The following is a 25,319-nucleotide window of genomic DNA, read 5'->3' on the forward strand; positions in this document are numbered from 1 at the left end:
CCCTGCATCCGTTTTCAGACGGTCAAGGTTCCCCTCGTTACCAAGCTCCAGCTTGGTAACGTAATTGTCCTCGAAGCTCCCGCTTCGTGAGGCGTCATGGTCCACACCGCGAGCCAGCGTCCAGGAAGCTAAGCTTCCAAGACAAGCGCGTCCCCAAGCTCAGCTTGGGAACGAGGGAAAGCGGATTATTCCGTCATTCGACTCAGACTCGGCTCTGCCTCGTGACGTGGTTCGTCTTCCTCAGTCTGGAATCTTATCCACATGTCTAAAGATAACCCACGCGCCGACTCCGAAAATGAGCGCGATGCCAGCTAAACCCAAGATTTGCGACTGCCAGATTTCTTTGCAAGCGTTGTAGGTGTGCTCTGAACGGAACATTGTCTGCCATGCGATGTGCTGAAACCGGATGAATTGCCTGAGAAAGACAATGACAGCCAGCGTCAACAGCAAGGCCATGACAGCTAATCCAATCCCCGCCAGTTTTAACTCCGTTCTCGGCTTGAGTTTCATCATGAGGCGGTGAATACGCCTATCCCACCGGCGGCACGGGTGGTTTGGCAGTGGGAGGCGTGTAAGTCGTGGGGATGGTGCTGCGGATCATGTCGCCGTGCGGGGTGCCGGCCACGAAGACGCGGCAGACGTCGGCATACCAAGCTTCGTTGATGTCCTCCATGTCGCGGGCGAGGGCGGCGAGCGTGTTGGTTTCGTCGCGCAGATCGCTCTGCTTCGCTGCGTAATGGGTCTTCAGGTCGCCCGCGCATTGATCGCGCAACGCCTCAAACGCCACCAGCGTATTCGCGGGCAGTGGAGCCCAACTCGGATCGAGTTTTTTCCAGGCCGTCTGCCATTCCAGCGCCTCCGCGAGCGTTTCCTCACGGCTAGAACCGACCGCCGTCAGTCCGTCGAGCTTGGCAAACTGCAGCGGCTGGTTGCGATACTTGATGCGAGCCATGCCGAGGCCTTGCGTCGTCCAGAGATGCAACTGGTCGAGCCCGGCATCCCAGGCAATGCGCGAGCCGAGCATGGTTTGCTGAGCGGTGGCCACGATTTCCTCCTGCCCGACGACGGGCGGAGTCGCATCGGTATCGCCGATGATGCCGTGCAACTGCGTTTGCATTTCTGCGGGGGATTTCTCCGGCCAGACCCAGTCTGCGGCGACTTGATTCGCTGCGCTGATGGTTTTCACGGCCCGATTTTTGATAAATTCGACGCTTTCGCTCATAATGATGACTCCTTGTGGTTGGTTGTTGCCGCCGATAGGGCCCTTTTCGCAGGGAAAAGTCAATTCAATCCAAGTCAAATCGTAAAAAACTTCCCCGCGCCGTCCGCTGGGGCCTCCTGGCAGGAGATGCCGGCCTCCTCGCGATAGGATGGAGCCTCCTCGCGGTGCGTCGGGACCTCCTCCGGGCATTTTATCACCTCCTCGCGGCCCACTTTCGTATCCTCGCGGCATTCTGACGGCCCCAAGATGCCAGGAGGATGCCCAAGTGAGCCAGGAGGATGGCCAAGTGGGCCAATAGGAGACTCCAACCCGTCGCAAGGAGAGGAAAGTGAACCTCTTCTCGTTCCCAAACTCCAGTTTGGGAACGCACTTGCTCGGGAAACTTTGTTTCCTTCTGCCGAAGTCTCCCGGAGGAAACGGAGTTTCGGGGACAAGGCATTCCCAAACGGAGTTTGGGAACGAGGAGGAGGCTGCAACCTGTCGCGAGGAGAGAAAAGTGGGCCGCCAGGAGGCTCGGACGCGCCGCGCCTACTGGTGCAGATGCACGGGCGCTGACTTTTTCTTCATCCGCAGGTTCAGCATTTCCACGGCGACGGAGAAGGCCATGGCGAAGTAGATGTAGCCCTTTGGAATGTGTTGTCCGCAGCCTTCGGCGACGAGGACGAAGCCGATGAGGAGCAGGAAGCTGAGCGCGAGCATTTTGACAGTGGGATGTTTTTCCACAAAGGCGCTGATGCCGCCCGAGGCTGCGATCATGACGAAGAGGGCGATGACGACGGCGGCGATCATCACGTAGATGTTTTGCCCCATGCCGACGGCGGTGATGACGGAGTCGAGCGAGAAGACGATGTCGATGAGGAGGATCTGGATGACGACGGACTTAAAGGTGGCGTGGGTCTTGCCGGTGGCGTGCTCTTCCTCGGCGCCCTCGAGTTTGTTATGAATCTCGTGAATGGATTTCCAGATGAGGAAGAGGCCGCCGAGCAGGAGGATGAGGTCTTTTCCCGAGACGCCGTGGCCGAGGACGTGCATGAACGGGTGGTCCATCGCCATGAGCCAGGAGATGCTGAGGAGGAGCAGGACGCGGGTGACGAGGGCGAGGGCGAGGCCGGTGGTGCGGGCGCGGGCGCGTTGGTCGGGCGGGACTTTGCCCGAGAGGATGGAGATGAAGACGAGGTTGTCGATGCCGAGCACGATCTCCAGAAAGGTGAGCGTGAGCAGGCTGATCCAGATTTGTGAGTCGCTGATCCAGTGGAAATCCATGGCTGTGCTTTAGCCTGCGGCTCCGTCGCGAACAAGCGGAGAATCGGGTTCGTGACGGGCCGGGCGGTGCGCGAGGCGGTTGCCAATTTTCACGCCAGCGACTTCCAGGCAGCGGCAACTGACCCACGCGAGGACGAGGAGCAGGGGCACGATGAGGAGATTGAGCGCGGCATACATGGGCCACGGCTGCCGAATCCAGGGGGCAAACATTTTCACGGCCAGATCGAGCAGGGGCAGGTGCCAGAGGTAGAGTGAGTAAGAGACGACTCCGACTCCGCTCAGCCAGCGGCAGACCGGCCAGCGCGAGAGGCGTCCGCCGGATTGTTCCCAGAGGAGGAGGCGTTCCATGATGCTGGCGGCGATGAGCGAGGCGAGGGTGAATTTCCAAAAAGCGGTCCAGGGTGAGAGGTCGGCCAGCAGCCAGAGGAGGACGAGCGGCCAGAGCGCCCAACGACGAAGGGCGGGTTCGCGGCGGAAGATTTTCTCGGCCAGATACGCGCCGATGGCCCAGTCGAACCAATGGAGCAGGGTGGCATCCATGAGGAAAAGGCGGATTTTTCCCCGGTCATCGAAGGCCCACGGGAGCAGGACGAGTCGCAGGACATTGGCGAGGAGGAAGAGCCCGGCGACGGTTTTGCCGAGGCCGAAGCGGCGGCGCAACGCGAGCAGCGGCAGATAGAGCGCGTAGAGTTGCACCTCGATGGCGAGGGTCCAGAAGGCGCCGTTGTAGGATTTGAAGAACTTCCCGTCGAGATTGTGGAAGAGGAGCAGGTGCGAGGAGATATTCCAGCCGTGCTTCGACCAGCGGATCGGCCAGCCGGTTTTCAGGAGGATGAAGCAGACCAAGGCCACGAGGTAGGCCGGGTAGAGTCGCCAGAAACGACGCCAGAAGAAACGTCCGGCGCTCCACGACTTTGAGCGCAACCACGACCAATGAATGCAAAAACCGCTGATCACAAAAAACAGCGGGATGCGGATGGAACTGAAGGTCAGCGGGAAGAGCCAGTGCTCCGCACTCCACGGCTCGGTAAAGAACTCGCGCAGCCCAATCGGCGGCACCCGAAACGCCGGATAGATGCAGTGGTAAAAGACCACCCCGAGAATGGCGAGCCCGCGGAGCAGATCGATGCATTCCCAGTTTCGAGGGAAGGCCGCCGGCGCTGTGTTCACTCGACCGGGGCTGCCAGTGATGCGGCGTGGGTGCGGACGAAACGGCTGACGGCCAGGGCGTGGCCGGTGGTTTCATCAATATCGACGAGCATCCCGTGCAGCCGGACTTCGCCCTCGGCGACGGGGAAATTGACGGGCATATTCGTGATGAACCGGCTGACGATCGGCCCGATCTCACGACCCAAGATGGATTCCACGGGGCCGCACATGCCGGCGTCGCAGAGAAATGCCGTGCCGCCGGGGAAGATCTGGTCGTCGGCGGTCTGCGTGTGGGTGTGCGTGCCGCAAACGGCGGAAACCTGGCCGTCGAGGAAGCGGCCCATGGCGATCTTTTCGCTGGTCGTTTCGGCGTGGACATCGACGAAGATGACTTTCGTTTCCTCGCGCATACGGAGGACTTCGGCTTCGATGGCGAGAAACGGATTTTCCAGAATCGGCTGCATGAAGGTGCGGCCCTGGACGTTGATGACGCCGACTTTGCCCTTGGCCGTCTCGAGAACGATGGAACCCGTCCCCGGCGTGTCGGCGGGGTAGTTGATCGGACGCAGCAAACGCGGCTCGGTAACGATGTAACCGGCAGTCTCCTTTTGGTCCCAGACATGGTCGCCGGTGGTGATGACCGCGACTCCGGCCCGCAGCAGGTCGATGGAGATTTTACCCGTGATCCCGCGACCGGCGGCGGCGTTTTCGCCATTCACAATCACGAAATCCAGCGCCAGTTCCTCGCGCAAGTCGGGGAGCATTTCGATCACTGCGCGGCGGCCCGGTGAGCCCACGATATCGCCTAAAAAAAGTATCCGTAACATCAGGCCGTGGTTTATACTCCGGCCCCATGAGCGAGCGCAAAGTAATCTGGGTGGTGGCGGCGTTTTTTCTGCTCATCGGCAGTGTGGAAGCGAGGGTGAGCGTGATGGCGCGCCCGCCGGATTGGTCGCGGCTGGACAAGTTTCAAAAGACGATCACGCGGGATAATTTCGCGAGGTTGCTGCGGGAGATTTATGCGCCGAATGGAGCGGCGGCGGACCAGATTCGCATCGACACCGATCACGCGTTGATCCGGCGAGGCTCGGGCGACGAGGGGTTTTATCAGCTCGATTTCGCCGAAAGCGAGGAGCTGAAACGTGAGGTGCCGGTCACCTGGAAGCCGGTCGTTCCCGGTTCGCTCATCGGCAAACGCATCGCCATCGACCCCGGCCACATCGGCGGCGACTGGGCAAAAATGGAGGAGCGCTGGTTTAAGGTCGGCGACACCACTCCCGTCGCGGAGGGCGACATGACGCTGCTCGTGGCCCGGAAGATTGCGGCCCAACTCCGCTCTGCCGGTGCCCTCGTGGCGCTCGTTCGCGACGACAACCAGCCGCTGACGCCGATTCGACCCGAGATTCTCACCGAGGAAGCGACCGAATCGCTCCAGCTCAAAGGCGTGAAGGACATCCATCCGACTTACAGTGGAATCAGCGATTCGCAGAAGCAAAACTCCATTCAATGGGAAGCCGAGCGGCTGTTTTATCGCGTGAATGAGATTCGCGCCCGGGCCAAGCGCAACAACGAGGTGCTAAAGCCCGACCTCACGATCTGCATTCATTTCAACGCCGAGGCCTGGGGCGACCCGACGCTGCCATCGTTTGTGGAAAAGAATCACCTGCATTTGCTGGTCAATGGCCAGTATGGAGCCGACGAACTGGCCTACGACGACGTGCGGCTGGAAATGCTCGAGAAATTGCTCAGTCAGACGATTAATACCGAACTCGCCCTCTCGGCCACGGTCGCCCGCAGTCTCGCCGTGGCCACGCGCCTGCCGCCCTACGAATACACCACGCCCAACGCCCTCAAAGTGCCCGGCAGCGACTACGTCTGGTATCGCAACCTCCTCGCGAACCGCCTTTACCGGAACCCGACGCTCTACCTGGAGCCCTATGTGATGAACAATTTGGACACGTTTGACCGCATCCAGATGGGCGATTACGAAGGCACCCGCGACGTGAATGGCGTCCAGCGCAAAAGCATTTTCAACGAATACGCCGATGCCGTGGCCGATGCGTTGAAGGGCGTGCCAGCCACACCGCCGGAGTAGGCGTACTCAGTCGGGAGCGCACGCGTCTCGCGTGTTCCAGCGGACGTCTCGTCCGATGGCGAGAACCGCCCTTTCGCGAGACGCAAAAGGGAACACGCGAGACGCGTGCTCTCCCGAAAACGTCCCCGATCAGAGATATTTCGCCCGCAGGTAGGCCAGATGATACTTCGGATTCGTCGTCTCCCCAGTCGCGGCCTGCATGATTTCCGGAGCGAGCAACGTCTGCCCATGACGATGAATATTCTGCCGCAGCCATTGCAGGAGCGGGTCGTAATTACCCAGAGTCAGCTCGTCTTGGAGGTGAGGGATTTTCGTTTCCGCCGTGGCCATGAGTTGCGAGGCGTTCAGATTTCCGAGGGTGTAAGTCGGGAAATAGCCAAACCCGGCGAAGCTCCAATGGACGTCTTGCAGGCAGCCGCGGGCGGCGTCGGGCACGCGGAGTCCGAGCGATTTCTGGAAAAGTTCGTTCCATGCGGATGGAAGTCCGGCCACCTCGAGGTCGCCGCGCAGAAGGGCCGTTTCGAGGGTAAACCGCAGCATGATGTGCAGGTCGTAGGTCATTTCGTCGGCCTCCACTCGAATGAAACTCGGCTGCACCGACTGCGTCGCCGCGGTGATGTCCTCCGGCTCGAAGTCGCGCAAATCGGGAAACCGCGCGAGGGCGTCGTCGGTCCAGCGCTGCCAAAACGTGCTGGAGCGACCGATGTGATTTTCCCACAACCGCGACTGGCTTTCGTGGATTCCATTGGAACTCGCCGTGCCGCTGGGCAGGCCAAATTGGTCCTGCGGCAGCCCGAGTTCGTAGAGCGCGTGGCCGGTTTCGTGGAGCACGCTATATAAAGAGGAGAGAAAGTCCGACTCGTCGTAGCGCGTGGTGATGCGGATGTCGCGCGGCCCGGCGGTGAGGCAAAATGGGTGCGCCGTGACGTCGATGCGACCTGCATTGAAATCATACCCGAGCGCCTCCGCCACATCGCGGGCAAAGGCGGCTTGGTCAGCGGCGGGAAACGTGCCATCGAGGCGCTGGAGCGGGCGGTGCTGGTTTTTCCGTTCGTTAAGCAGGGCGATCAGCGGCGGGCGCAACTCGGCAAACAAACTCGTGAGCTGGGCCGTGGTGATGCCGGGTTCGTAGGATTCGAGGAGCGCGTCGTAGCGTTCGCCGTCGGAGGAATAACCCCAGAAATCGGCCAAGGTGCGCGAGTGGTCGAGGAGTCGGGTCAGGCTCGGCTGGAAGAGGGAGAAATCGTTTTTCTGCCGGGCCTCGACCCAGGTGACGTGGCCGCGGGATTTCTCACGTTCCAACGTCTCGACAAACTCGACTGGAACCCGCGTGGCGCGTTCGTAACGTCGCTGCCAGCGGGCGATGTTCGCGAGTTCAATGGAACCCGACTCGTAGCCGTGGTCGGCGGCGGCTTTCAACCAGTCGCCGACTTCGGGCGCAATGAAAAGCCGGTGCGATTGCCCAGTCAGGTAGGCGAGTTGCTGCCCGCGATAATCGGCGGCGGACTTGGGAAGAACCGTCTCCTGGTCCCATTGCAGGACGTTGGAGGTGTTGTCGATCAGAGCGATCTCGCGGGCGCGTTCAGCGAGTTTTTCGTAGGCGTTCGGCATGGGCGGCAGTGGTGTTTTTAGAATAAAAAGCTGCCGCACGGTCGGGGACGACCGTTTTCAGATGGGGGCTGAATCTTGCCGGCGCGGCTTACTTTCCGGCGAGAAGTTCTTTTTCGGCCTGAATCCAATCACTGGCGGAATCGCCGGGCAGGCCGTTTGCGATGCGGCGCTGTGCGACGAAGTAGGCCTGTGTCTGGATTTCCGCGTGAGTCGGAGCTTTCTTGGCGGCAGGCTTCGCCTTGGGAGCGGAGACGGCGGCCTTGGCGGCAACGACTTTGGCAGCGACCGGTTTCTTGGCGACCACTTCCTTCACAGGAGCGACTGGTGCCACGGCTTTGGCTGCTGATTTCACGGCCGGCTTCGCGACTGGCGCAGCGGCTTTGGTAACGGCCTTTACAGGCTCGACGACGGCTGGTTTAACGATTTTTTTTCCCATAATACGACTTTCTTCTTTCTGTTTGAGGGTCCACCCAAAGGACCACACGCGTTGTCTTATATCTGAAAACGCCGGGGACGGAAGAAAAAAGATTCCCGCTTGGTTTCAAGGTGGGCTGGGCTACTTTCCGCCATGAAATCGTTCTTCCTGCGCTGGATGGTGACGGCGGTGTCCGTGCTGGTCGCGGCCCAACTCCTCGACGGGATTACCTACACGAGTTGGGTGGCATTGTTATTGGCGGCGCTGGTTTTGGGGCTGCTGAATGCGCTGGTGCGTCCGGTGCTGCTGCTTTTGAGCCTGCCGTTCATTCTCGTGACGATGGGCCTTTTTATCCTAATCGTAAACGCGGCGGTGCTAAAGCTGACCAGCGGACTGACGCCAGGTTTTCAAGTGACCGGGTTTTGGACGACGGTTTTCGGTTCCATTATTATCAGCACGGTGTCGTGGTTGTTAAGTGCGCTGTTTCAGGATGAAAACAAACGGGTGCGAGTGATGACGAACGCGTCGCAAATCCGCGGGATGAAGCAAGCGCAGGGGCGGGTGATCGAGTGAGGACGCCCTTTGAGCGGCTCGCGCCCGGAGCGGTCGGAGTGAAAATTTGCGGGATTACCAATGCGGCAGACGCGGGCATGGCGATCGAGGCGGGCGCGGACGCGTTGGGGTTTAATTTCTATGCGGACTCGAAGCGATTCGTGGCATTGGAAACGGAGCGTCACTGGCTGGAAAAGGTGCCAGATTCTGTGCTTCGCGTAGCCGTCGTGGTGAATCCGACCCGCGACGAGGCGATGCGTCTGCTAGAGGAGCCGTTCCTCGACGCGATCCAGTTGCATGGCGATGAAACGGTCGATTTTGCGAAAGCTCTCTCATCCGCGAGTGAGAAAATGGTGATCAAGGCTCTGCGCGTGCAAAATGCCGAATCTTTGCGCGCCGTGGCGGACTTTGAGGAATTTCCAGTGTTGCTCGACGCGTTTGCCGGAAATGAACGAGGCGGAACCGGGCATACATTTGATTGGAACTGGATTCAGGCCGCCCCGGAAACCGAACGGCTGCTGCTTTCTGGAGGGTTGACTCCGGAGAATGTGGCCACGGCTTTGCGACTCACAAAATTGCGATACGTCGATGTGGCGAGCGGAGTTGAGGAAAATCCCCGGCAAAAAAGCGCCGGGGAAGTGCGGCAATTCGTCGCCGAAGTGCGGAAATCAGCGAGTTAGGCCCGACTCGCATCTCTTTTCTGCGAAAGAAACCGCCCAATTCGGGGCTTTATTCGCAAATGCAAGAGGCTGCAATTTCTTCTGACTCCGGGAACAGGGTTGGTCTGCTTTCTGCTTAAAAGGATTGTGCAAACCGCAAACCTTAGAAAGCAGCACGCCATGTTTACCCGAATCCGAAATATCTCCACACTGGGCGCCTTCAGTTCCCTGTGCCTGTTGTTCCCCCTCATCACTTCAGCCCAGGAAGTCGCCTCGCCGACCGCTTCACCGAAGCTCGTCTCTGGCCTCCTCCAGCCGAAAACTCCCCAAGCACCTACACCCACCGCTCCGGTGCCCACGCCGCCAGCGGCTCCCGAGCCGAGCCTCACTCCGGCCATTCCCACGACTGCGGAAGCGCCTGCGACTTTGCAGGCTCCGGCTCCTGTGGATGTGCCCAATAACGAAATTCCCGCAGCCATCGAGCCTCCCATTGGCGGAGCTGCCTCCGACATGGCTCCAGATACGGCTGCAACTCCTGCCGGAGAAGCAGGTCTTCCCCCGCTGAGTACGAGCGAAACATCGACCGTCGCTTCCGGCGGGGCCAAGCCTCGTGAGTTCCAAGGCGATGAACTCGGTCAGGTGCTGCGTTTGCTTGCCCGCCAGGCCAAGATCGATCTCGTGGTTGGCGAGAGCATTCAAGGAACAGTGACGATGCGCCTCGAGAACAAGACGGCGATGCAAGCCATCCAGATCATCGTCCAAGACAAGGGCCTCTATATGTATGAGACCGACGGCACGTTTTTCATCAAGACCGAGGCAGAGAAGAAAAAAGAGCCGACCGACGCTGGTTTCTACACCTTCAGCTACGGCCGCGCCGATGCGTCTGCCGCGCTGCTCCAAGCGCAAATCCTGAGCGGCATCCCGCCGCAGATCGATCCTCGCACGAACACGATTTTCTACCGGGAATTTAAGTCGAACATGGCCACCATTGCAGCGTTTCTCCAGCTCATCGATAAGCCCACCCGCCAAGTGATGATCGAAGCGCGCCTCGTGGAAGTCACTGCTAATCCGAAGCAAGCCTACGGAGTCAACTGGGGCGGCGTTTTTGGTAGTTCATCCCAAGCTCAGACCCTTCGCTACGGTGGTGTAACACCTGGCACATCCAAGTATGATCCAACCGGAACCTTTCTTGTTGGTGACAAGCCGCCCACATTGACTACTGCTGATGGCAAATTTCAACCTACAGACTTCTATGAGGCCGCAGGTTTGGGTAGCAACAAGTTCAATTCCATTGGCAATCAGTTTGCGATTTTGAGTATTCCGTCCATGTCCCTGACGATGCGCCTTTTGAACGAGGATCAGGATGCCGAGTTCCTCGCCAACCCTCGGATCGTCACTGCTGACAACCAGGAAGCCACGATCAAAATTGTCCGCAGCCAACCGGTTCCTCAACTGAACTTCAACGAGCAGACGGCGACTGCGGTCTTCGGTGGATTTGAAGAAAAGGAATACGGCAACAAGCTGGTCGTGAAACCCTCCATCAATAAAGACGACTTTGTGACTCTCTCGGTCAAACCCGAGATCAGCAACAAAGTCTCCGACGCTCAATTCACCATCAGCGGTGCCACGGTGTTCAGCCCGATCATCGATACACGCACCTTGGAATCGAATGTTCTTATCAAGAGCGGCGATACACTGGCCATCGGCGGTCTCTTACAGGATGAAAGTAGCAAACAGCGCTCGAAGGTTCCAGTCTTGGGCGACATTCCCGGCTTAGGCTACCTCTTCCAAGAGAAGATTAATTCCAAGACCAAGCGCAACCTGCTCGTCTTCGTTACTCCCACGATCATTCAGCAGGGCTACGGCACCGGATTGGAAGACCAGGTTTCTGGCCTGAGCAACAGCGGCGAGGAATTCGCCGATCCAAATGGCTGGAGAAACAACGCCAAAGGCTCGATCCGCATCCTCCCGACTTCCAATCGGACCGCCGCAGCTAGCATTCCGGCCCCGGGCATTCCCAAGCAGCCGAAGCGGGTCAAATCCAGTTCGACCACCATCACCACGACGAATTATCGCGGGAAATAATTGATCGACAGACTCCGCTCTGAATAAATGAACGCCCCGGCCTGAGTGAGGCCGGGGCGTTTTCATTTTCTCACACCTCATTTATGTCCAACTCCTATCAAATCGCAGTTCTCGCCGGCGACGGCATCGGCCCCGAAGTCATGACCCAGGCCCGGCGCATCCTCGACAAAGTCGCGGAAAAATTTGCACTCGACTTCCATTTCACTGAGCACAACGTCGGCGGCATCGCCATCGACGTCGAGGGTGAGGCGCTTCCGCAAACGACCCTCGCGGCCTGCGAAAAAAGCCACGCCATCCTTTTCGGCAGCGTCGGCGGACCCAAATGGGAATCGCTCCCGCCCAATTTGCAGCCCGAGCGCGCCGCCCTTCTGCCGCTCCGAAAACATTTCGGGCTCTTCGCCAACCTGCGCCCCGCGCTTTGCTTCCCGGCGCTCACCCATGCGTCGCCCATTCGGCCCGACCTCGTAGCGGGCGGATTCGACGTTCTGTGCGTCCGCGAACTCACCGGCGGCCTCTATTTTGGCCAGCCGAAAGGCACCGAAATGCGCGACGGCGAACCGGTCGCCATCGACACCATGATCTACAAAAAATCCGAGATCGTGCGCATCGCCCACATTGCGTTCAAAGCCGCCCAAGGCCGGAGTAAAAAGCTCACTTCCATCGACAAAGCCAACGTTCTCGAAAATGGCGTTCTCTGGCGTAAAACCGTCACCGAAGTCGCCGCCGAATATCCCGATGTGACTTTGAGCCACCTCTACGTGGACAACGCCGCGATGCAGCTCATCAAACAGCCGAAAAGCTTCGACGTCGTCCTCGCGGAAAACCTTTTCGGCGACATTTTATCCGACGAAATGGCCATGATCACCGGTTCCCTGGGCATGTTGCCCAGCGCCAGCCTTGGCAAAATCAACCCCGCAACCTCGCTTCCCTTCGGTCTCTACGAACCCAGCGGCGGCACCGCGCCCGACATCGCGGGCAAGGGCATTGCCAATCCCATCGCGCAAATTCTCAGCGCCGCCATGTTGCTCCGCCACTCGCTCGGAGAAGAAACCGCCGCCCTCGCCATCGAACGTGCCGTTCGCCAGAGCATCGACGACGGCTTCCGCACCGGCGACATCTGGAGCGAAGGCACGACCCGCGTCGGCACCGCTGCCATGGGCGACGCCATTCTGGAGCGCCTCTAAAAAAATTTCACACGGAGGCACGGAGCTCACGGAGAAAAAGAGGGAATAAAAGCGCCTCATTTCCTCCTCCGTGAACTCCGTGTTTCTCCGTGCGACCTCAAACCTCTTGCTGCTGCCTTGCAACCGGAGTAGTGCTTGCCCCATGCAACCGATTGTTAATTGCGAAGAATTCATCGGCAAAACGGTTGGCCGCAGGAATCCCTCTGGTGTTTTGCAGGCAAAACGCTCCGAAACCGAAGCCAATAAACAATGGCAAAACGCAGGCATCGGTCTGCGTGTGAAGAGAGGCGTCTATCGTTTCAAAAGCCATGAGGAGGCTGACCAATGGCTGATGGACCATTTGACCCGGATACCGGCGAACTGATTCCTCGCGATCCTTCATTGGAGGATCTGGCGGCGCTCTGCCGGGAGCTAACTTCCCAAGGAGCCACTTACATCGTCGTAGGCGGATTTGCCATTCGTGCCAACGGCTACCCTCGGCACACCGGCGATGTGGACCTCCTCATCGACGCCAGTCTGGAAAACGAAGCCCGCGTTTTCGCCGCTCTCGCCACTCTGCCCGACGGCTGCGTGCGCGAACTCGATCCCGGCGATGTGGCTAAATTTACCGTCGTGCGTGTGGCCGACGAAATCCTCATTGACCTCATGGCCAGCGCCTCGGGCATCGACTACGCCGAAGCCTCCAAAAGCGTCGTCATTCACGAGATCGACGGCGTAGCGATTCCCTTTGCCAGCCCGGAACTGCTGTGGCGCATGAAATCGCGCACCGGACGCGAAAAAGACCGGGGCGATCTGTATTTTCTCCGCCAATGGTTCGCCGCGCGCGGCCAGACGCCGCCAGAAGTCTAGGTTTTTAACCGCCAGATGTCCCAGAGCATCTGCAGGCTGTCGTGGATGATGTGGACTTTGCTCGCGGTCGAGTTGCGCCATTCCACAGGAAGATCAGCCATGCGGTAGCCGCGTTGGCGGGCGAGCAGGAGAATTTCCACATCGAAGGCGAATCCATCGATCGTCTGCGCTGCAAAAAGATCCCGCGCCGCCTTGCGCCGAAACGCCTTGAACCCGCACTGCGTGTCGCGCAGCGGAATCCGCGACATCATTCGCACGAGGTGATTGAACGTCTGCCCCATCGAACGCCGCAGCCAGCCTTGCGCCGCCACGATGTCGCTCCCGGCGTGCTGCCGGTTGCCGACCAAAATGTCGATCTCCCGATTCGACTCAAACTCCGCTGCAAACACCTCCACCGTCGCCACCGGCACGCTCAGATCCGCGTCCATGAAAAACACGATTTTGCCCTGCGCCGCGAGCATCCCGCGTTTCACGGCGTAACCTTTGCCGCGTTGCACGTCATTCGCCAGCACGCGAAATTGAGGGTGCTTTTTCGCAAACGACTCCGCCAGCGCCAGCGTCGCGTCGGTGCTTTTTTCAACGGCCAGAATCACTTCCGCACTTTTCCCAGCGACAAACTCCGCCAGCACCGCCAGCGTCCCCGGCAGCCGCGATTCCTCATTAAAAGCCGGAATCACAATGGACAAACTGGGGTGATTTTCCGGTAACATGCGCGAGATGCCACTAGTAGCCAACGACTCTGCCAAGTCCAAAGAAAATGTCGTCCCGCGCTGGATTCCGTGGGTCATCCTGCTTGTGGCCGCGTTCTTCCGCATCGCCTGGCTCGACATTAAACCGGCCCATTTCGACGAGGGCATCAATGGCTGGTTTTGCGATCAGATGACGAAAAATGGCTGCTATCAATACGATCCGACCAACTACCACGGGCCGCTCCATTTCTACGTCGAGTTTCTGTCGCTGACCATGTTCGGACGCAACCTCTGGGCGCTGCGAATACCCGTTGTGTTAGTCGGCCTGCTAACCATCTGGATGGCCTGGGCGTTTCGCCGACACTTCGGAGATCGGGCGGCGGCCATCGCTGCGGCGGGCCTGGCCGTCTCTCCGGGGTTTGTCTTTTATCAGCGCTACGCCATTCACGAAACGTGGCTCGTCCTCTTTCTCATGCAACTCACCTGGGGCATCCTGGAAATGGTTAGTCGAGGGAGCCCTCGTGGGATGTTGGCAGTCGTGATCGGCGCGACGGGTTGCATCCTAACCAAGGAAACTTACGCCATCCATTTCGTCGCCATCGGACTTGCATTTCTATCTTACTCGATCTGGCAACGCGCCATTCCAGTGAGACCCGAATGGGAAACATCGCGACAACACTGGAGTCGGGATCAATTCTGGAAATACCTAGCCTTCGCCGTCTTTGCGGTGATTTTTTTCTACTCCGGCAACTTCTTCTACTGGAAAGGATTGAAAGGAATCTTCAGCACTTTCCTCACTTGGACCCACACTGGCATGGACAGCGCCGGCCACGCCAAAAAGGATCAGCAAATCGGCCCATTCAACTACTACTGGCTCTGGCTCGGATGGAAGTTTGAGCCGCTAATGTTAGCTGGTGTGGCAGCGAGTCTGGTCACACTCTGGCGCTCGACCGGCCCGGCCCGCTGGCTGGCGCTCTATGCATTGGCCGCGCTCTGCGGCTACTCGATCATCGCCTACAAAACGCCGTGGTGCGTGATCTCCATTGCCTGGCCGTTTTATCTGCTGAGCGGAATCGGACTCGACTGGATTTTGCGCCTGCGCTGGACGTTTCTAACCTGCGTGCTAACCACAGCCGCCTTTAGTTTTTCCGTCGCGAGAACTATCGAACTCAACTACCGCAAGTTTGACGACGACAAGCTGCCCTATGTTTACGTGCAGACTTATCGCGATGTTAACAAAGTGCTGGAACCCATCGACTCCCTGCTGCGGCGCGATCCGTCGCGAATGAACATGCGCGGGCAGATGCATCTCGATAGTTACTATCCGCTGCCGTGGTATTTCGGCGGCTTGAACCACGTGTATTGTCCGAAACCGGGCGTGTATCAGGCGGATGAAGATTCGGAATTTCTCATCTGCGACTCCGACAAAGTGGACGAGCTCGCCGGGCATTTGCAGGAAGCCTACTACCTCGTGCCTTTCCGTTTGCGCTCGGGTCAGGAGCCGTGCACCGCGCTTTTCAACGCTGCGGTGTTTGGTCCAGAGTTTGGGGATCGCGAGCCGGATCTGACGGCGAAGGAAGCGGAGTAAATTCCCCGGGAGCGCACGCGTCTCGCGTGTCCCAGCGGACGTCTCGTCCGATGGCCTGGAACAGCTTTGAGGCGAGACACCTCAAAGATCACGCGAGACGCGTGCGCTCCCTAAAAACTTCCGCTGCTACGGGAGCTTGTAGATTTCGCCCCAGTCCTCTGTGGCGATCAACTCGCTGGTTAGCACCCATGGTTTCTCGCTGGCGGGCCAGGTCTTTTCCTCTTCCAAGCCCCAGAAGATGTAGTGGACACCGAGAAATTTGGCGGCGTCCTGCCAGTCGTCGGCGCCGGTCATGAGACGATCCATGGCGCGTTTCTCGGCCTCGTAGGGAATGCCGTGGCCGACCATGTGACCGTGGTAGCCGAGAGCGAGCCGACGACCGGCGAAGACAAGCGGATGCGCGTAACCGGGGGCGGAGGCAAAGGTTTCCAGGATGGGAATGTCTTCCACGGCTTGCGCGACGCTGAGGACGACAGATTGATCGGCGATGTCGTAGCCTTTCTCGGTGGAGGCCAATCCGCCGCAGAGTGAAATGAAACCCGAACCAAAAAAAAGCAGGCAAACGGGCACTCGGACTAACATCGGCGTTCTCACCAGAAGCGAAGTCCAGAGATAGGGCAGGAGCACGATGAGACTCCACATCATGAGCTTCGTGTTGTCCCATTCCCACGGGGAGAATTGGACGAACAATGTCGCGACTAACATCCCCAGCGCCGGTCCCACGAAGAGCCAGGCCGCGCGGTCGGGGCGGCGGACTAACATGACGATCAAACCCGCGATGAGAAATGGGAGCGCGCCGAAATTCTCCAGCCAGTATGTCGCGGAAAAGTGTGCGCCCTGCATCCAGCCGGGGTGCCAGGCGAGCCCACCTGCGGCGTGGAAATTATCGGTGAGCTTCAGCATCAGAAGCGTCGCGGGGAGAAACGCGGCGGCGATCAGCCACCAGAACCGGCGGCGGTTTTTTCCAAAGACGGCAAGGCTGGCTAACATCGCGGAGAGAAAAAGAAACGTGTGGATGTGAAAGAGTGGCATCGTGGAATAGATGAGACATTCCAGCCAGAGCGGCAGCGGATTTTTGAGCGGAGTTTCATTCGACTCAGCGGACTGCGTTTGCCGCCAGTGGGTTAGCAAAAGCAGGCCGGCGGGCAGGGCGTAGAGGAAGCCGCGCTGGGTGACGAAGAGCGCGAGCGGGAGGCTTTTCCAATCGAGGTCTTGCTGGTAGTCGAGCCATTTGCCGGTGGTGAAAATGGCGAACCCGGCGACGCTGCCATTGAAGAGAAACCCGGCGACGCCGAACGCGCGTCCCCAGCGATAGAGCGCGATGCCGGTCGCGAGCGCCCCGGCGAGTCCGGTGACGATGAGGGCGTTGAAGAGCGGGACGCCGAGGACATCGAGCAGGGCGTTGAAGTAATCGATGCCAAACGGGTAGCCGATCGAGGAGTGCGCGTGGATCGGGTTCACCGGCCAGAGCGGCGCGCCGTGGGAGAAAAAACGGATGTATTGGATGTGCAACGGGAGGTCGCCTAGGTTGTTGCGCGAGAGGACGGCGATCTGGTCGCCTTTGAGAAAGATGAGCCAGAGGAAGGCGCGCAGGGCAAAGAGGACGAAGGCGATGGCGGCGGCGCTTTTCCAGAGCCAGAAGTCGTTGGATGTGGGGCTGAGGGAGCGGAGGTTGGTTTTCCAGAGGGTGAGGCCGGTGGCGACGGAGCCGAGGGCGAGCGCGATGGCGGCATTCGAGGCATGGAGGCCGGAGATCGAGAGCGAAAGGGCGATGAGGGTGCTGAATGCGATGAAGCTCACCGTGGCGACCCAGTAGTTTTCGAGAATGTGGCGGACGAGACGCATATCGGCGCAAGGTATCGCAAGTTGGTCGGCGTTTGGCGCGAGGAAAATGCAACTCGACTCGTGGCGGCGCGCGTTTTTTTATTGGACCCCATGCGACGCTTCCTCCTGACGATTCTCCCGCTGTTCCTGTTGATGAATGTCCTCTGCGCCCGCGACGCGCGGGAGGATCAGCGGATCGAGTATTTGCTGCAATCGGTCGCGTCGATGAAGGGCGGCGTCTTCATTCGCAATGGCTCGGAATACAGCGCGTCGGAGGCGGTGGCGCACCTGAAATTAAAGCTCAGCAAGGGCGGCGAGCGGGTGAAAACGGCGGAGGATTTCATCGCCGGGTGCGCCAGCAAGTCGTCGTTCAGCGGGACGCCTTACCAGATTCGGCTGCCGGATGGAAAGACGGTGGAAACCGGCCCGTATTTCCTAGGAAAACTGCGGGAGTTTGATCGGGATCACCCGAAGCAGGCGGCAAAATAGCGAGCCAATCACCAGGAACTGCGCGGAGCATTGTGGAAAGTCGCAGTGGCATTTGCGGGACTGCGCGGCGCATTGTGGAAAGTTGCAATGGCATTTGCGGGACTGCGCGGAGCATTGCGGAAAGTCGCAATGGCATTTGCAGGGCTGCGTGAGACCTGGTGGGTTTTTGCGAAGCCGATCCGGCCCCAATGATCGAGCGCCTGTGAAGGCCTCAGAGCGTCAGTTATGCCGCCAAAAGCTCATTCCAGCGCGTGAGCTCGCTCTGGATGTTCTCCGGCGACGGTGCGCCAATGCCTTGGCGGGCGGCGAGGGAGGCTTGGGGGTTGAGGATGGTGTAAATGTCTTCCTCGAAGGCACTGGAACTCGACTGAAAATCGGCCAGCGAGAGGTCGGCTAGGCCGCAATTGCGTTCGTTGCAGAGGGCAACCAACCCGCCCACGATCTCGTGCGAATGACGAAACGGGACGCCACGTTTCACCAAATAATCGGCCAGATCGGTGGCGATGAGGTTCCAATCGTCGGCGGCAGCGGCCATGCGGGCGGTGTTGACGCGCGCCTCGGACATCATGCCGGCGAAGACTTCGAGGGCGTTTTTGACGGTATCGATGGAGTCGAAGATGGGCTCCTTGTCCTCCTGCATGTCGCGATTGTAGGTCATCGGGAGGCCCTTCAACGTGGTGAGGAGGGAGAGGAGATTGCCGTAGAGTCGGCCGGTTTTGCCCCGAGTCAGCTCGGCGACGTCGGGGTTTTTTTTCTGCGGCATGAGGCTGGAGCCGGTGGTGTAGGCGTCGCTGAGGGTGACGTAGCCAAACTCGGCGCTGGCCCAGAGAATGACGTCCTCGCTGAGGCGCGAAAGATGCATGCCGATGAGGGCGAGGGCGTTGAGGAGTTCGACGGCGAAATCGCGGTCGCTGACGGCGTCCATGCTGTTGTGGGTGACGCTGTCGAAGCCGAGCAAGTTGGCGATGTAAGTCCGGTCGAGGACGATGGTGGAACCCGCGATCGCGCCGGAGCCGAGCGGGAGCGAATTCATCCGACGAGCCGTGTCAGTGAGCCGGGAGTCGTCACGCGAAAACATCTCGATGTAAGCCAACAAATGATGCGCAAAATAAACGGGCTGGGCGCGTTGCAGGTGGGTGTAGCCGGGGAGGATGGCGTCGGCGTTTTTTCCGGCGAGTGCTAATAGACTCTGCTGCAAGGTGCGGAGTGCGGCTTGAATGTGGACGATCTCGTCGCGCAGATAGAGCCGCAAGTCGGTCGCGACCTGGTCGTTGCGGGAACGCGCGGTGTGGAGTTTCGCGCCCGCCGAGCCGATGCGCCGGGTGAGCTCGGCCTCAATGTTCATGTGGACGTCTTCGAGGGCGGTATCCCATTGGAAATGTCCCGCGTCGATGTCGGCCTCGATGCCGAGCAGGCCGTCCTTGATTTGCTGCAACTCTGCAGGCGTCAGGAGTCCGGCTTTTTCCAACGCCGAAGCGTGCGCGATGGACCCCTGAATGTCGTGACGATACAACCGCCAGTCGAAGGAGATGGATTCCGAGAAAGTGCGGAGAGAATCCGCCGTCGATTGCTTAAAACGTCCGCGCCACATGACCGGAGTTAGGCAGGAATGAGGCGCTTCTGGCAAGTGCCGACGCGTTGCAACTCGTCGCAGTGCGCTTCGATGCGGATCATTTTTGCCTCGGGCGAGAAGCCGAGCCGCTTCGAGATGCAGTCTTCCATGGTGTTGATCCCGATGTCTTCAAACTCGACGATGCGGTCGCAATCGACGCAGATGAGGTGATTGTGATGCGGGTGATCGACGAAATTCGGGTCGTAGTATTTGAAGTCGCGGCCAAAGTCCATTTCGCGAAGCATTCCGCTCTGCACGAGGATCGGGAGGGTGCGGTAAACGGTGGCGCGGGAGACGGATTTGTCGAGTTTGCGCGCCATGAGGAGGAGATCCTCGGCGGTGTAATGTTCGTTGGTGGAAAACGCCGCCTCGACGATGGCATCGCGCTGGGTGGTGCGGCGGAAGCCTTTTTCCTTGAGGAAAGCCTCCATACGTTCACGAGTCAGCGGGTCCATTGTTTGCGACTATAATTTACGAGAGAATCGAGTCAACCACGGACGCCCGTCTCCTGTGAGGGGACTGGAACTCGAATGAAAACCGTCGCCTTTCGGCTTGTTCGCGCGCCGTTTTTAGGCTAGATACTTCGCCCTCTTCAAAAAACTTATGAGCACGACCCCTGCCGCAGACATTATTCATTCCATTAGCATGGCCGCCGAGCGCGGTGAAGTCATGAACGGGGCGGAAATCCTCGTCGCCTGCATGGAACGCGAAGGCGTGGACACCATTTTTGCCTATCCGGGCGGCGCTTCCATGCCGATCCACCAGGCGCTGACGAAATCGACTAAGATTCGGACCTTGCTCCCGCGTCACGAGCAGGGCGGCGTGTTTGCGGCGGGCGGTTATGCGCGGGCGACGGGTCGCGCGGGTGTCTGCATGGCGACCTCGGGACCGGGCGCGACGAACCTCGTTACGGGCATCGCGGATGCGTTCATGGATTCGATTCCGCTGATCGCGATTACGGGTCAAGTGCCTCAGGCGATGATTGGGCGCGGGGCGTTTCAGGAGACGGATGTCTTTGGAATGACGCTGCCCATCGTGAAGCACAATTACCTCGTTTGGGACGTGAATGAGATCCCGCGCATAGTAAAGGAGGCGTTTTACATTGCCCAAAGCGGTCGTCCGGGTCCGGTTTTGATTGATGTTCCAAAAAACATCCAGAACTCCCGCACGCAGCCGGTTTTCCCGGTGAATATCGATCTGCGCGGTTATCAGCCGAGTCCGAAGGCGGACGATCTGGCTTTGAACGAAGTCATCGGCATGATCGCCGCGGCCAAGCATCCGATGATCTATTGCGGCGGTGGAATTATTTCCGGCGAAGCGTCGGCGGAGTTGCTGGAATTTGTTGAGCGTTCGCAAATCCCAGTCGCGACGACTTTGATGGGTATCGGCGGTTTTCCCGAAACGCATGAGCTGTCGCTGAAATGGCTGGGCATGCACGGGACGGTTTACGCGAACAACGCGGTGAACGAGGCCGACTTGCTGCTGGCTATCGGCGTGCGTTTTGACGACCGCGTGACGGGCAAAATCGAGACGTTTGCCGAGCACGGCACGATTGTTCACATCGACATCGACAACTCGGAGATCAACAAAAACAAAGTCGTGCGCCTGCCGATCTTGAGCGACGTGAAGTACGCCCTGACTCGACTGAACGAGTTGCTCGCCAAGAGCGGTCGCGAGAGGGTAAAAACCGGTTTTACCGCGTTCCCAGACTGGTATATCCAGATCAACTCTTGGAGAAAAGAATTCCCGTTTTGTTTCAAAGACACCGAGGAACTCATCCAGCCGCAATATCCGATTCAACTCCTTTGCGAGATGACCAAGGGCGAGGCGATCATCACGACCGGCGTGGGTCAGCATCAAATGTGGGCCGCGCAACATTACGACTACGATAAACCCCGGACTTTGATCACCTCCGCCGGCCTCGGCACGATGGGCTTCGGCCTGCCCGCCGCCATTGGAGCCAAAGTCGCGTTTCCCGACAAGGAAGTCATCGACATCGACGGCGACGGCTCGTTTTTGATGAACGTTCAGGAGCTGGCCCTCGCTCATATCGAGAAGATCGCCGCCAAAGTCATCATTCTAAACAACCAATACCTCGGCATGGTCGTGCAATGGGAAGACCGCTTCTACAAGAGCAACCGCGGCCACACTTTCCTCGGCGACCCGGACGATTTGGAGCGCATTTATCCCGATTACCCGACGATGTGCGCCGGGTTTGGCGTCACTTGCGAGCGCGTCATTCACAAGAAAGACCTCCGCGCCGCCATCCAGCGGATGCTCGATTCCAAGGAATGTTACGTCCTCGACGTCATGGTTCCCTACACCGAGCACGTGTTGCCGATGATTCCGAGCGGCGGGAGCTACAAGGACGTCATCACTGAGGGCCGCGACACGTTGCAGGCCGGTTCGGGTTTGTAAAACCGCGCCCCGGCGGCCTTCGTGATTCTAAAGGGCGTCCAGAACGAGTTGGGGAGTAATGACTTCAGGCAGCACTCGAGGAGACAGGGTGCGGTCAGCAGGGTAGATGATGTAGAGAGGCACGCCCGCGCGTCCGTAGTGTTTGAGGACTTTGGTAATGGCGGGATCGCCGCTGGTCCAGTCGGCTTCAAGAAAGAAGATGTGGCGGTCACGAAAAGCAGACTGAACGGCAGCGGAGTCGATGGTGAGACGTTTATTCGTTTTGCAGGAGAGGCACCAATCGGCGGTGAAATCGACGAAAACGGTCTGATCGGTGGCCAGTGCGGCGGCGAGTTGCGCGTCGAAACTAAGGGTGGATTTCGCAATTTCCCGCTTGGGTTGGAACCAGATGCAAGTGGAGGCGATGAGTCCGAGGACGATGACGAGAGCTATCGCACCAAAGCGTTTCAAGCCTGTTTTCACAGCAGGAGCCAGGAAGGTGCCGTAAATCCAAGCTCCCAAGCCGCAAAGGAGGAGTAGAGTGCCGAGAAAAGCGACGGCGTTGACGCCTAGTTGACGCCCTACGATCCAGATGAACCAGACGAGAGTGGCCAATAGTAGGAAGCCCATGAATTCCTTGAGGTGAACCATCCACATTCCGGGTCTAGGCAGGAAGCGCAGCCAGCGGGGATTTGCACAAATGAGCAGGTAGGGCGAGCTCATGCCGAGAGCGATGGCAGCAAAGACGGCAAGGAGTGACAGCGGGGGCTGGGTAAGGGCAAAAGCCAGTGTGGTTCCCAAGTAAGGCGCGGTACAGGGAGTGCCAAGGATGGTGGCAAACATGCCTTGAAAGAAAGCTCCACCATAGCCGTCGTTTCCGGCGGTATTGTCGAGTTTGGTAATGGTAGAGCTCGGCAATGTGATCTCGAAGACGCCAAGTAAATTCAGAGCGAAGAGAAAGATGAGAATGCAGAGGCCGATATTAAACCAAGGGTTTTGGAATTGCTGAGCCCAGACGATTTCACGTCCGGTAGAGCGAAGAATAAGTAGAACAACGGCGATACCCAGGAACCAGGCAAACATGCCTGCCGCAAAGGCGAGGCCAAGCCGCATAATCCGCTGCCGCGATTCCCCGGCTTGCTTAACGAAAGAAAACATCTTCAGCGAAATCACGGGAAGAACACAGGGCATGAGATTCAGGATCAACCCGCCGATAAAACCGAAGAGCAAGGCAGGGAGAAGAGTAAGGTTGGAGGTCGGCGGAACGGAGGGGGCGGTAATGACCTTGTTAGGAACAAGCGTCTTGTAGTGGGCAAAAAAAACATTATCGGGACTACTAAATACCTTGCCTGTGGTGAGATGAAGAGTGAGGTCCGCCTTGCCGGGCACACACATGTTTTTGCAGACTAGCCAGCTCGCTTGAGCGCCGATAGTGATCCCACTCTCGGGCAGCTTGGCGGGCGGAGTGACCGTGGCAAAGAGAAGGACTTCACCACTGTAAACATTTACTTGGAGATTGCCCTCTTCTTTAACAACATGATGCGCAGGCCACTGCAGATCACCGACTTGAAATCCAGCAGGCAGTGTCCAATCGATTTTTGTCGGCAAACCGGTGTCGCCGGGCAACCGCCAGTAGATGTGCCAACCGGGTGCCATAGTTAAAAGGACGCCGACTTGGAATGACTTTCCCGAAGCTATGCTGGTGGTGTCGGAAATGAGACGTGCATTAACTAGTGTTTGTCCTTCATAGATTTGGGTAGAAGCGCTGGCGAGCAGGCAAAAGAGCGCGACTAAAGAGAGCGCGAACTTTTTGGGGTCTAGTTTTAGTTTCATGTTAGGAGAAAAATGCATCAAAGGCTCACATAATTCCTCCTGAAAACTAACCTAATGAATTATTTGTGACAGTATTGTCACGAAGTGCCATTTCTAGTTCTTCCAGATGACAATATTGTCATGGCACTGTCATTTGTTTCCCTGGAAATGCCCACGAATGTGAGTCCGTAGCTTTAATGGAGCTACAGTTAGTAGAAGAATAAAAAAAACAGCAAAGAAACAAAACAAACAAACACAAAATGAAAAAACAAATAGCCAGCTATTTGGTGATCGGTGTGCTTTGCTGCGGGCACACGGTGAATGCAATGTATTCACCCAAAGTAGATACTAGTAATCAGATCATTGCGTCCGAAGGCAATGAAGCTCCTCCCAGCGGAGACCCTGGTTATGTTGAGGGTAATGGCTCTACTTCAGAAATGAGGAGAAGGCCGAAGCCGAAACCAAAACCGAAGCCACCAAAACCAAAACCGAAGCCAAAACCTCCGGTCTCAAAGCCTTCGTAAACGAGTGAGGATATAAAAATCTCGCCGTAGGATATTTCCTCCGAGGCAACGCCCAAAATTCCAGCGTGCAGGCTTTCATTCCTGCACGCTGGTATCCTGAAAGTCAGAAATTTCACAACTTAAAACCATGATTAACATCTCTTCCTTTAGCGCGCTGCCTTTTCAAATCCGGGTTTGGGCGCTGGTCGGCATGGTCTATCTATTTGTCATCTCAAGCGCCATTGCGGAGAACTTCTTTGACACACGCTACCAGTATTACCAGGAAGATCATAACCGCATCCGGGTGGATTCGGAGTATTCGCTCTTTAGCCTCGATATTAACGACACGCTGGTCCTCGACGGTTCTTTACTATATAGCGCGATCTCCGGGGCATCACCCACTGGCCTACCCGCTTGGACCAAGGGAGGTAACGTCCCTGTGGTGGAAATGCACGACAAGCGCTACGCCTTTACTCTGGGTCTAGCCAAACAATGGCAAAACCACACGATCGCTGCTGGATTCTCGTATAGCAATGAATCGGATTATATCTCCTATGGTTATTCTCTCCAGGATACTATTTCGCTTAATCAGAAGAATACCGATCTCGTCCTGGGATTTGCTATTTCGGACGACACAGTGGGAGCTAATGGCTCTGCGCTCAGTGCAGCCAAAAGAAGCTATGATGCCATTATCGGAATAAACCAGATTCTAACCCCCAACGATTTGTTAAGTGTCAATCTAACCTTGGGCTGGAAGCAAGGTTACCTGAGCGATCCTTACAAACGCACCTTATTCTCTGGGTTCTTCGACTACTACGGAACCATATATCCCTATGATTATGTGAAAGGCGATGTGAGGCCTGACCGAAAGTTCGAGCAGCTACTATTCGCCCAGTGGACACACTACATTTCTTGGGCCGATGCAAGCATGGAAACATCGTATCGCTTCGGCCATAACGATAGCGACATCTTTTCGCATACCGCCAGAATCGCATTTTACAAATCGTTTTTCGACGGGCGAGTAACCATTGGGCCTAGCTTTCGCTATTATCGACAAACAGCGGCCAGTTTCTACGACACTCAGTTTAAGGGAAATCCGAAATACTATTCCTCTGATTATCGCCTGTCTGCCGAGCAAACCTTTACCTATGGTTTGCAGGTGCGGGCTTACCCCATTAAAGCACTCAAGGACCGCCTCGCTTTGGATCTTGGCTATGAGCGCTATCTCATCGAGGGATTGGATCACAAGACATCGCAATCGGCCTATCCCGATGCCAACTCAATAACGGTCGGCATGCATTGGGGATTCTAACTTATTTCA

Annotated in this window: 24 protein-coding genes; 11 read left to right on the forward strand and 13 right to left on the reverse strand. The window is 57.9% G+C overall.

Going from position 1 to position 25,319, the window contains the following annotated elements; all coding sequences use genetic code 11:
* Nucleotides 1–240: 240 nt before the first annotated feature.
* The 5 genes from ABIT76_05965 to ABIT76_05985 form a co-directional block, all read right to left on the reverse strand.
* Complete coding sequence (locus tag ABIT76_05965; GenBank protein MEO7932685.1) at nucleotides 241–513, reverse strand: hypothetical protein; 273 nt, start codon at nucleotides 511–513, stop codon at nucleotides 241–243.
* A 16-nt stretch (nucleotides 514–529) separates the two neighbouring features.
* Entirely contained in the window at nucleotides 530–1,222 is a 693-nt protein-coding gene (locus ABIT76_05970) for a hypothetical protein (GenBank protein ID MEO7932686.1), read from the reverse strand.
* Between the two features lie 528 nt (nucleotides 1,223–1,750).
* Nucleotides 1,751–2,485 carry a TerC family protein gene (locus ABIT76_05975; protein MEO7932687.1) on the reverse strand — a complete coding sequence of 245 codons (735 nt, stop codon included), beginning with the start codon at nucleotides 2,483–2,485 and terminating at the stop codon, nucleotides 1,751–1,753.
* Between the two features lie 9 nt (nucleotides 2,486–2,494).
* On the reverse strand, nucleotides 2,495–3,655 hold the full coding sequence (locus ABIT76_05980) for an acyltransferase (protein MEO7932688.1): 1,161 nt from the start codon (nucleotides 3,653–3,655) through the stop codon (nucleotides 2,495–2,497).
* On the reverse strand, nucleotides 3,652–4,461 hold the full coding sequence (locus tag ABIT76_05985) for a TIGR00282 family metallophosphoesterase (GenBank protein ID MEO7932689.1): 810 nt from the start codon (nucleotides 4,459–4,461) through the stop codon (nucleotides 3,652–3,654). Before ABIT76_05985 ends, ABIT76_05980 begins: the two co-directional genes overlap by 4 nt.
* Before the next feature lie 26 nt (nucleotides 4,462–4,487).
* Between ABIT76_05985 and ABIT76_05990 the strand changes: the two genes are divergently transcribed.
* Nucleotides 4,488–5,729 carry a hypothetical protein gene (locus ABIT76_05990; GenBank protein MEO7932690.1) on the forward strand — a complete coding sequence of 414 codons (1,242 nt, stop codon included), beginning with the start codon at nucleotides 4,488–4,490 and terminating at the stop codon, nucleotides 5,727–5,729.
* 129 nt (nucleotides 5,730–5,858) lie between these two features.
* Here ABIT76_05990 and ABIT76_05995 read toward each other — a convergent pair whose 3' ends face one another.
* Both ABIT76_05995 and ABIT76_06000 read right to left on the reverse strand, forming a co-directional pair.
* Nucleotides 5,859–7,340: a carboxypeptidase M32 gene (locus ABIT76_05995; protein ID MEO7932691.1), complete on the reverse strand. Its 1,482-nt coding sequence runs from the start codon at nucleotides 7,338–7,340 to the stop codon at nucleotides 5,859–5,861.
* Between the two features lie 88 nt (nucleotides 7,341–7,428).
* On the reverse strand, nucleotides 7,429–7,776 hold the full coding sequence (locus tag ABIT76_06000) for a hypothetical protein (GenBank protein ID MEO7932692.1): 348 nt from the start codon (nucleotides 7,774–7,776) through the stop codon (nucleotides 7,429–7,431).
* 132 nt (nucleotides 7,777–7,908) lie between these two features.
* Here ABIT76_06000 and ABIT76_06005 point away from each other — a divergent pair, with 132 nt between their 5' ends.
* The 6 genes from ABIT76_06005 to ABIT76_06030 all read left to right on the forward strand — a co-directional run bounded on the left by ABIT76_06005 (nucleotide 7,909) and on the right by ABIT76_06030 (nucleotide 13,084).
* Nucleotides 7,909–8,328 carry a phage holin family protein gene (locus tag ABIT76_06005; GenBank protein ID MEO7932693.1) on the forward strand — a complete coding sequence of 140 codons (420 nt, stop codon included), beginning with the start codon at nucleotides 7,909–7,911 and terminating at the stop codon, nucleotides 8,326–8,328.
* Complete coding sequence (locus tag ABIT76_06010) at nucleotides 8,325–8,987, forward strand: phosphoribosylanthranilate isomerase (protein MEO7932694.1); 663 nt, start codon at nucleotides 8,325–8,327, stop codon at nucleotides 8,985–8,987. The genes ABIT76_06005 and ABIT76_06010 overlap by 4 nt, the downstream gene beginning before the upstream one ends.
* Before the next feature lie 159 nt (nucleotides 8,988–9,146).
* Nucleotides 9,147–11,051, forward strand: a complete 1,905-nt coding sequence (locus ABIT76_06015; protein MEO7932695.1) for a hypothetical protein — start codon at nucleotides 9,147–9,149, stop codon at nucleotides 11,049–11,051.
* An 83-nt stretch (nucleotides 11,052–11,134) separates the two neighbouring features.
* Nucleotides 11,135–12,235 (forward strand): 3-isopropylmalate dehydrogenase, encoded by a 1,101-nt coding sequence (gene leuB, locus ABIT76_06020; protein MEO7932696.1) that lies wholly within the window; start codon nucleotides 11,135–11,137, stop codon nucleotides 12,233–12,235.
* A 142-nt stretch (nucleotides 12,236–12,377) separates the two neighbouring features.
* Nucleotides 12,378–12,599 carry a hypothetical protein gene (locus tag ABIT76_06025; GenBank protein ID MEO7932697.1) on the forward strand — a complete coding sequence of 74 codons (222 nt, stop codon included), beginning with the start codon at nucleotides 12,378–12,380 and terminating at the stop codon, nucleotides 12,597–12,599.
* Nucleotides 12,560–13,084: a nucleotidyltransferase gene (locus ABIT76_06030; GenBank protein MEO7932698.1), complete on the forward strand. Its 525-nt coding sequence runs from the start codon at nucleotides 12,560–12,562 to the stop codon at nucleotides 13,082–13,084. The genes ABIT76_06025 and ABIT76_06030 overlap by 40 nt, the downstream gene beginning before the upstream one ends.
* Here ABIT76_06030 and ABIT76_06035 read toward each other — a convergent pair.
* Nucleotides 13,081–13,770 (reverse strand): dolichyl-phosphate beta-glucosyltransferase, encoded by a 690-nt coding sequence (locus tag ABIT76_06035; protein ID MEO7932699.1) that lies wholly within the window; start codon nucleotides 13,768–13,770, stop codon nucleotides 13,081–13,083. The genes ABIT76_06030 and ABIT76_06035 overlap by 4 nt on opposite strands.
* Before the next feature lie 22 nt (nucleotides 13,771–13,792).
* Between ABIT76_06035 and ABIT76_06040 the strand changes: the two genes are divergently transcribed.
* The gene (locus ABIT76_06040; GenBank protein ID MEO7932700.1) at nucleotides 13,793–15,361 is read left to right on the forward strand and encodes a flippase activity-associated protein Agl23; all 1,569 of its coding nucleotides are present in this window, start codon (nucleotides 13,793–13,795) and stop codon (nucleotides 15,359–15,361) included.
* Between the two features lie 126 nt (nucleotides 15,362–15,487).
* On the opposite strand, the gene ABIT76_06045 is transcribed toward ABIT76_06040, so the two are convergent.
* Nucleotides 15,488–17,206, reverse strand: coding sequence for a hypothetical protein (locus ABIT76_06045; protein MEO7932701.1), 1,719 nt, complete (start codon nucleotides 17,204–17,206; stop codon nucleotides 15,488–15,490).
* Nucleotides 17,207–17,296: 90 nt separating this feature from the next.
* Here ABIT76_06045 and ABIT76_06050 point away from each other — a divergent pair, with 90 nt between their 5' ends.
* Nucleotides 17,297–17,674 (forward strand): DUF5329 domain-containing protein, encoded by a 378-nt coding sequence (locus ABIT76_06050; protein ID MEO7932702.1) that lies wholly within the window; start codon nucleotides 17,297–17,299, stop codon nucleotides 17,672–17,674.
* A 223-nt stretch (nucleotides 17,675–17,897) separates the two neighbouring features.
* On the opposite strand, the gene argH is transcribed toward ABIT76_06050, so the two are convergent.
* Both argH and ABIT76_06060 read right to left on the reverse strand, forming a co-directional pair.
* A complete protein-coding gene (argH, locus tag ABIT76_06055; protein MEO7932703.1) occupies nucleotides 17,898–19,265 on the reverse strand; it encodes an argininosuccinate lyase in 1,368 nt (455 codons plus the stop codon).
* 8 nt (nucleotides 19,266–19,273) lie between these two features.
* Nucleotides 19,274–19,741, reverse strand: a complete 468-nt coding sequence (locus ABIT76_06060; protein ID MEO7932704.1) for a transcriptional repressor — start codon at nucleotides 19,739–19,741, stop codon at nucleotides 19,274–19,276.
* 214 nt (nucleotides 19,742–19,955) lie between these two features.
* Between ABIT76_06060 and ilvB the strand changes: the two genes are divergently transcribed.
* Nucleotides 19,956–21,704 carry a biosynthetic-type acetolactate synthase large subunit gene (ilvB, locus tag ABIT76_06065; protein MEO7932705.1) on the forward strand — a complete coding sequence of 583 codons (1,749 nt, stop codon included), beginning with the start codon at nucleotides 19,956–19,958 and terminating at the stop codon, nucleotides 21,702–21,704.
* 27 nt (nucleotides 21,705–21,731) lie between these two features.
* Here the strand turns inward: ilvB and ABIT76_06070 are convergent, their stop codons facing one another.
* Both ABIT76_06070 and ABIT76_06075 read right to left on the reverse strand, forming a co-directional pair.
* Nucleotides 21,732–23,534: a thioredoxin family protein gene (locus ABIT76_06070; GenBank protein MEO7932706.1), complete on the reverse strand. Its 1,803-nt coding sequence runs from the start codon at nucleotides 23,532–23,534 to the stop codon at nucleotides 21,732–21,734.
* Between the two features lie 367 nt (nucleotides 23,535–23,901).
* Nucleotides 23,902–24,135, reverse strand: a complete 234-nt coding sequence (locus tag ABIT76_06075) for a hypothetical protein (GenBank protein MEO7932707.1) — start codon at nucleotides 24,133–24,135, stop codon at nucleotides 23,902–23,904.
* Nucleotides 24,136–24,146: 11 nt separating this feature from the next.
* On the opposite strand from ABIT76_06075, the gene ABIT76_06080 reads away from it, so the two are divergent.
* Nucleotides 24,147–25,310 (forward strand): DUF3570 domain-containing protein, encoded by a 1,164-nt coding sequence (locus tag ABIT76_06080; protein MEO7932708.1) that lies wholly within the window; start codon nucleotides 24,147–24,149, stop codon nucleotides 25,308–25,310.
* Nucleotides 25,311–25,319: the final 9 nt, after the last annotated feature.

This window comes from Chthoniobacterales bacterium (assembly GCA_039930045.1).
In the GTDB taxonomy this organism is placed as follows: Bacteria; Verrucomicrobiota; Verrucomicrobiia; order Chthoniobacterales; family DASVRZ01; genus DASVRZ01.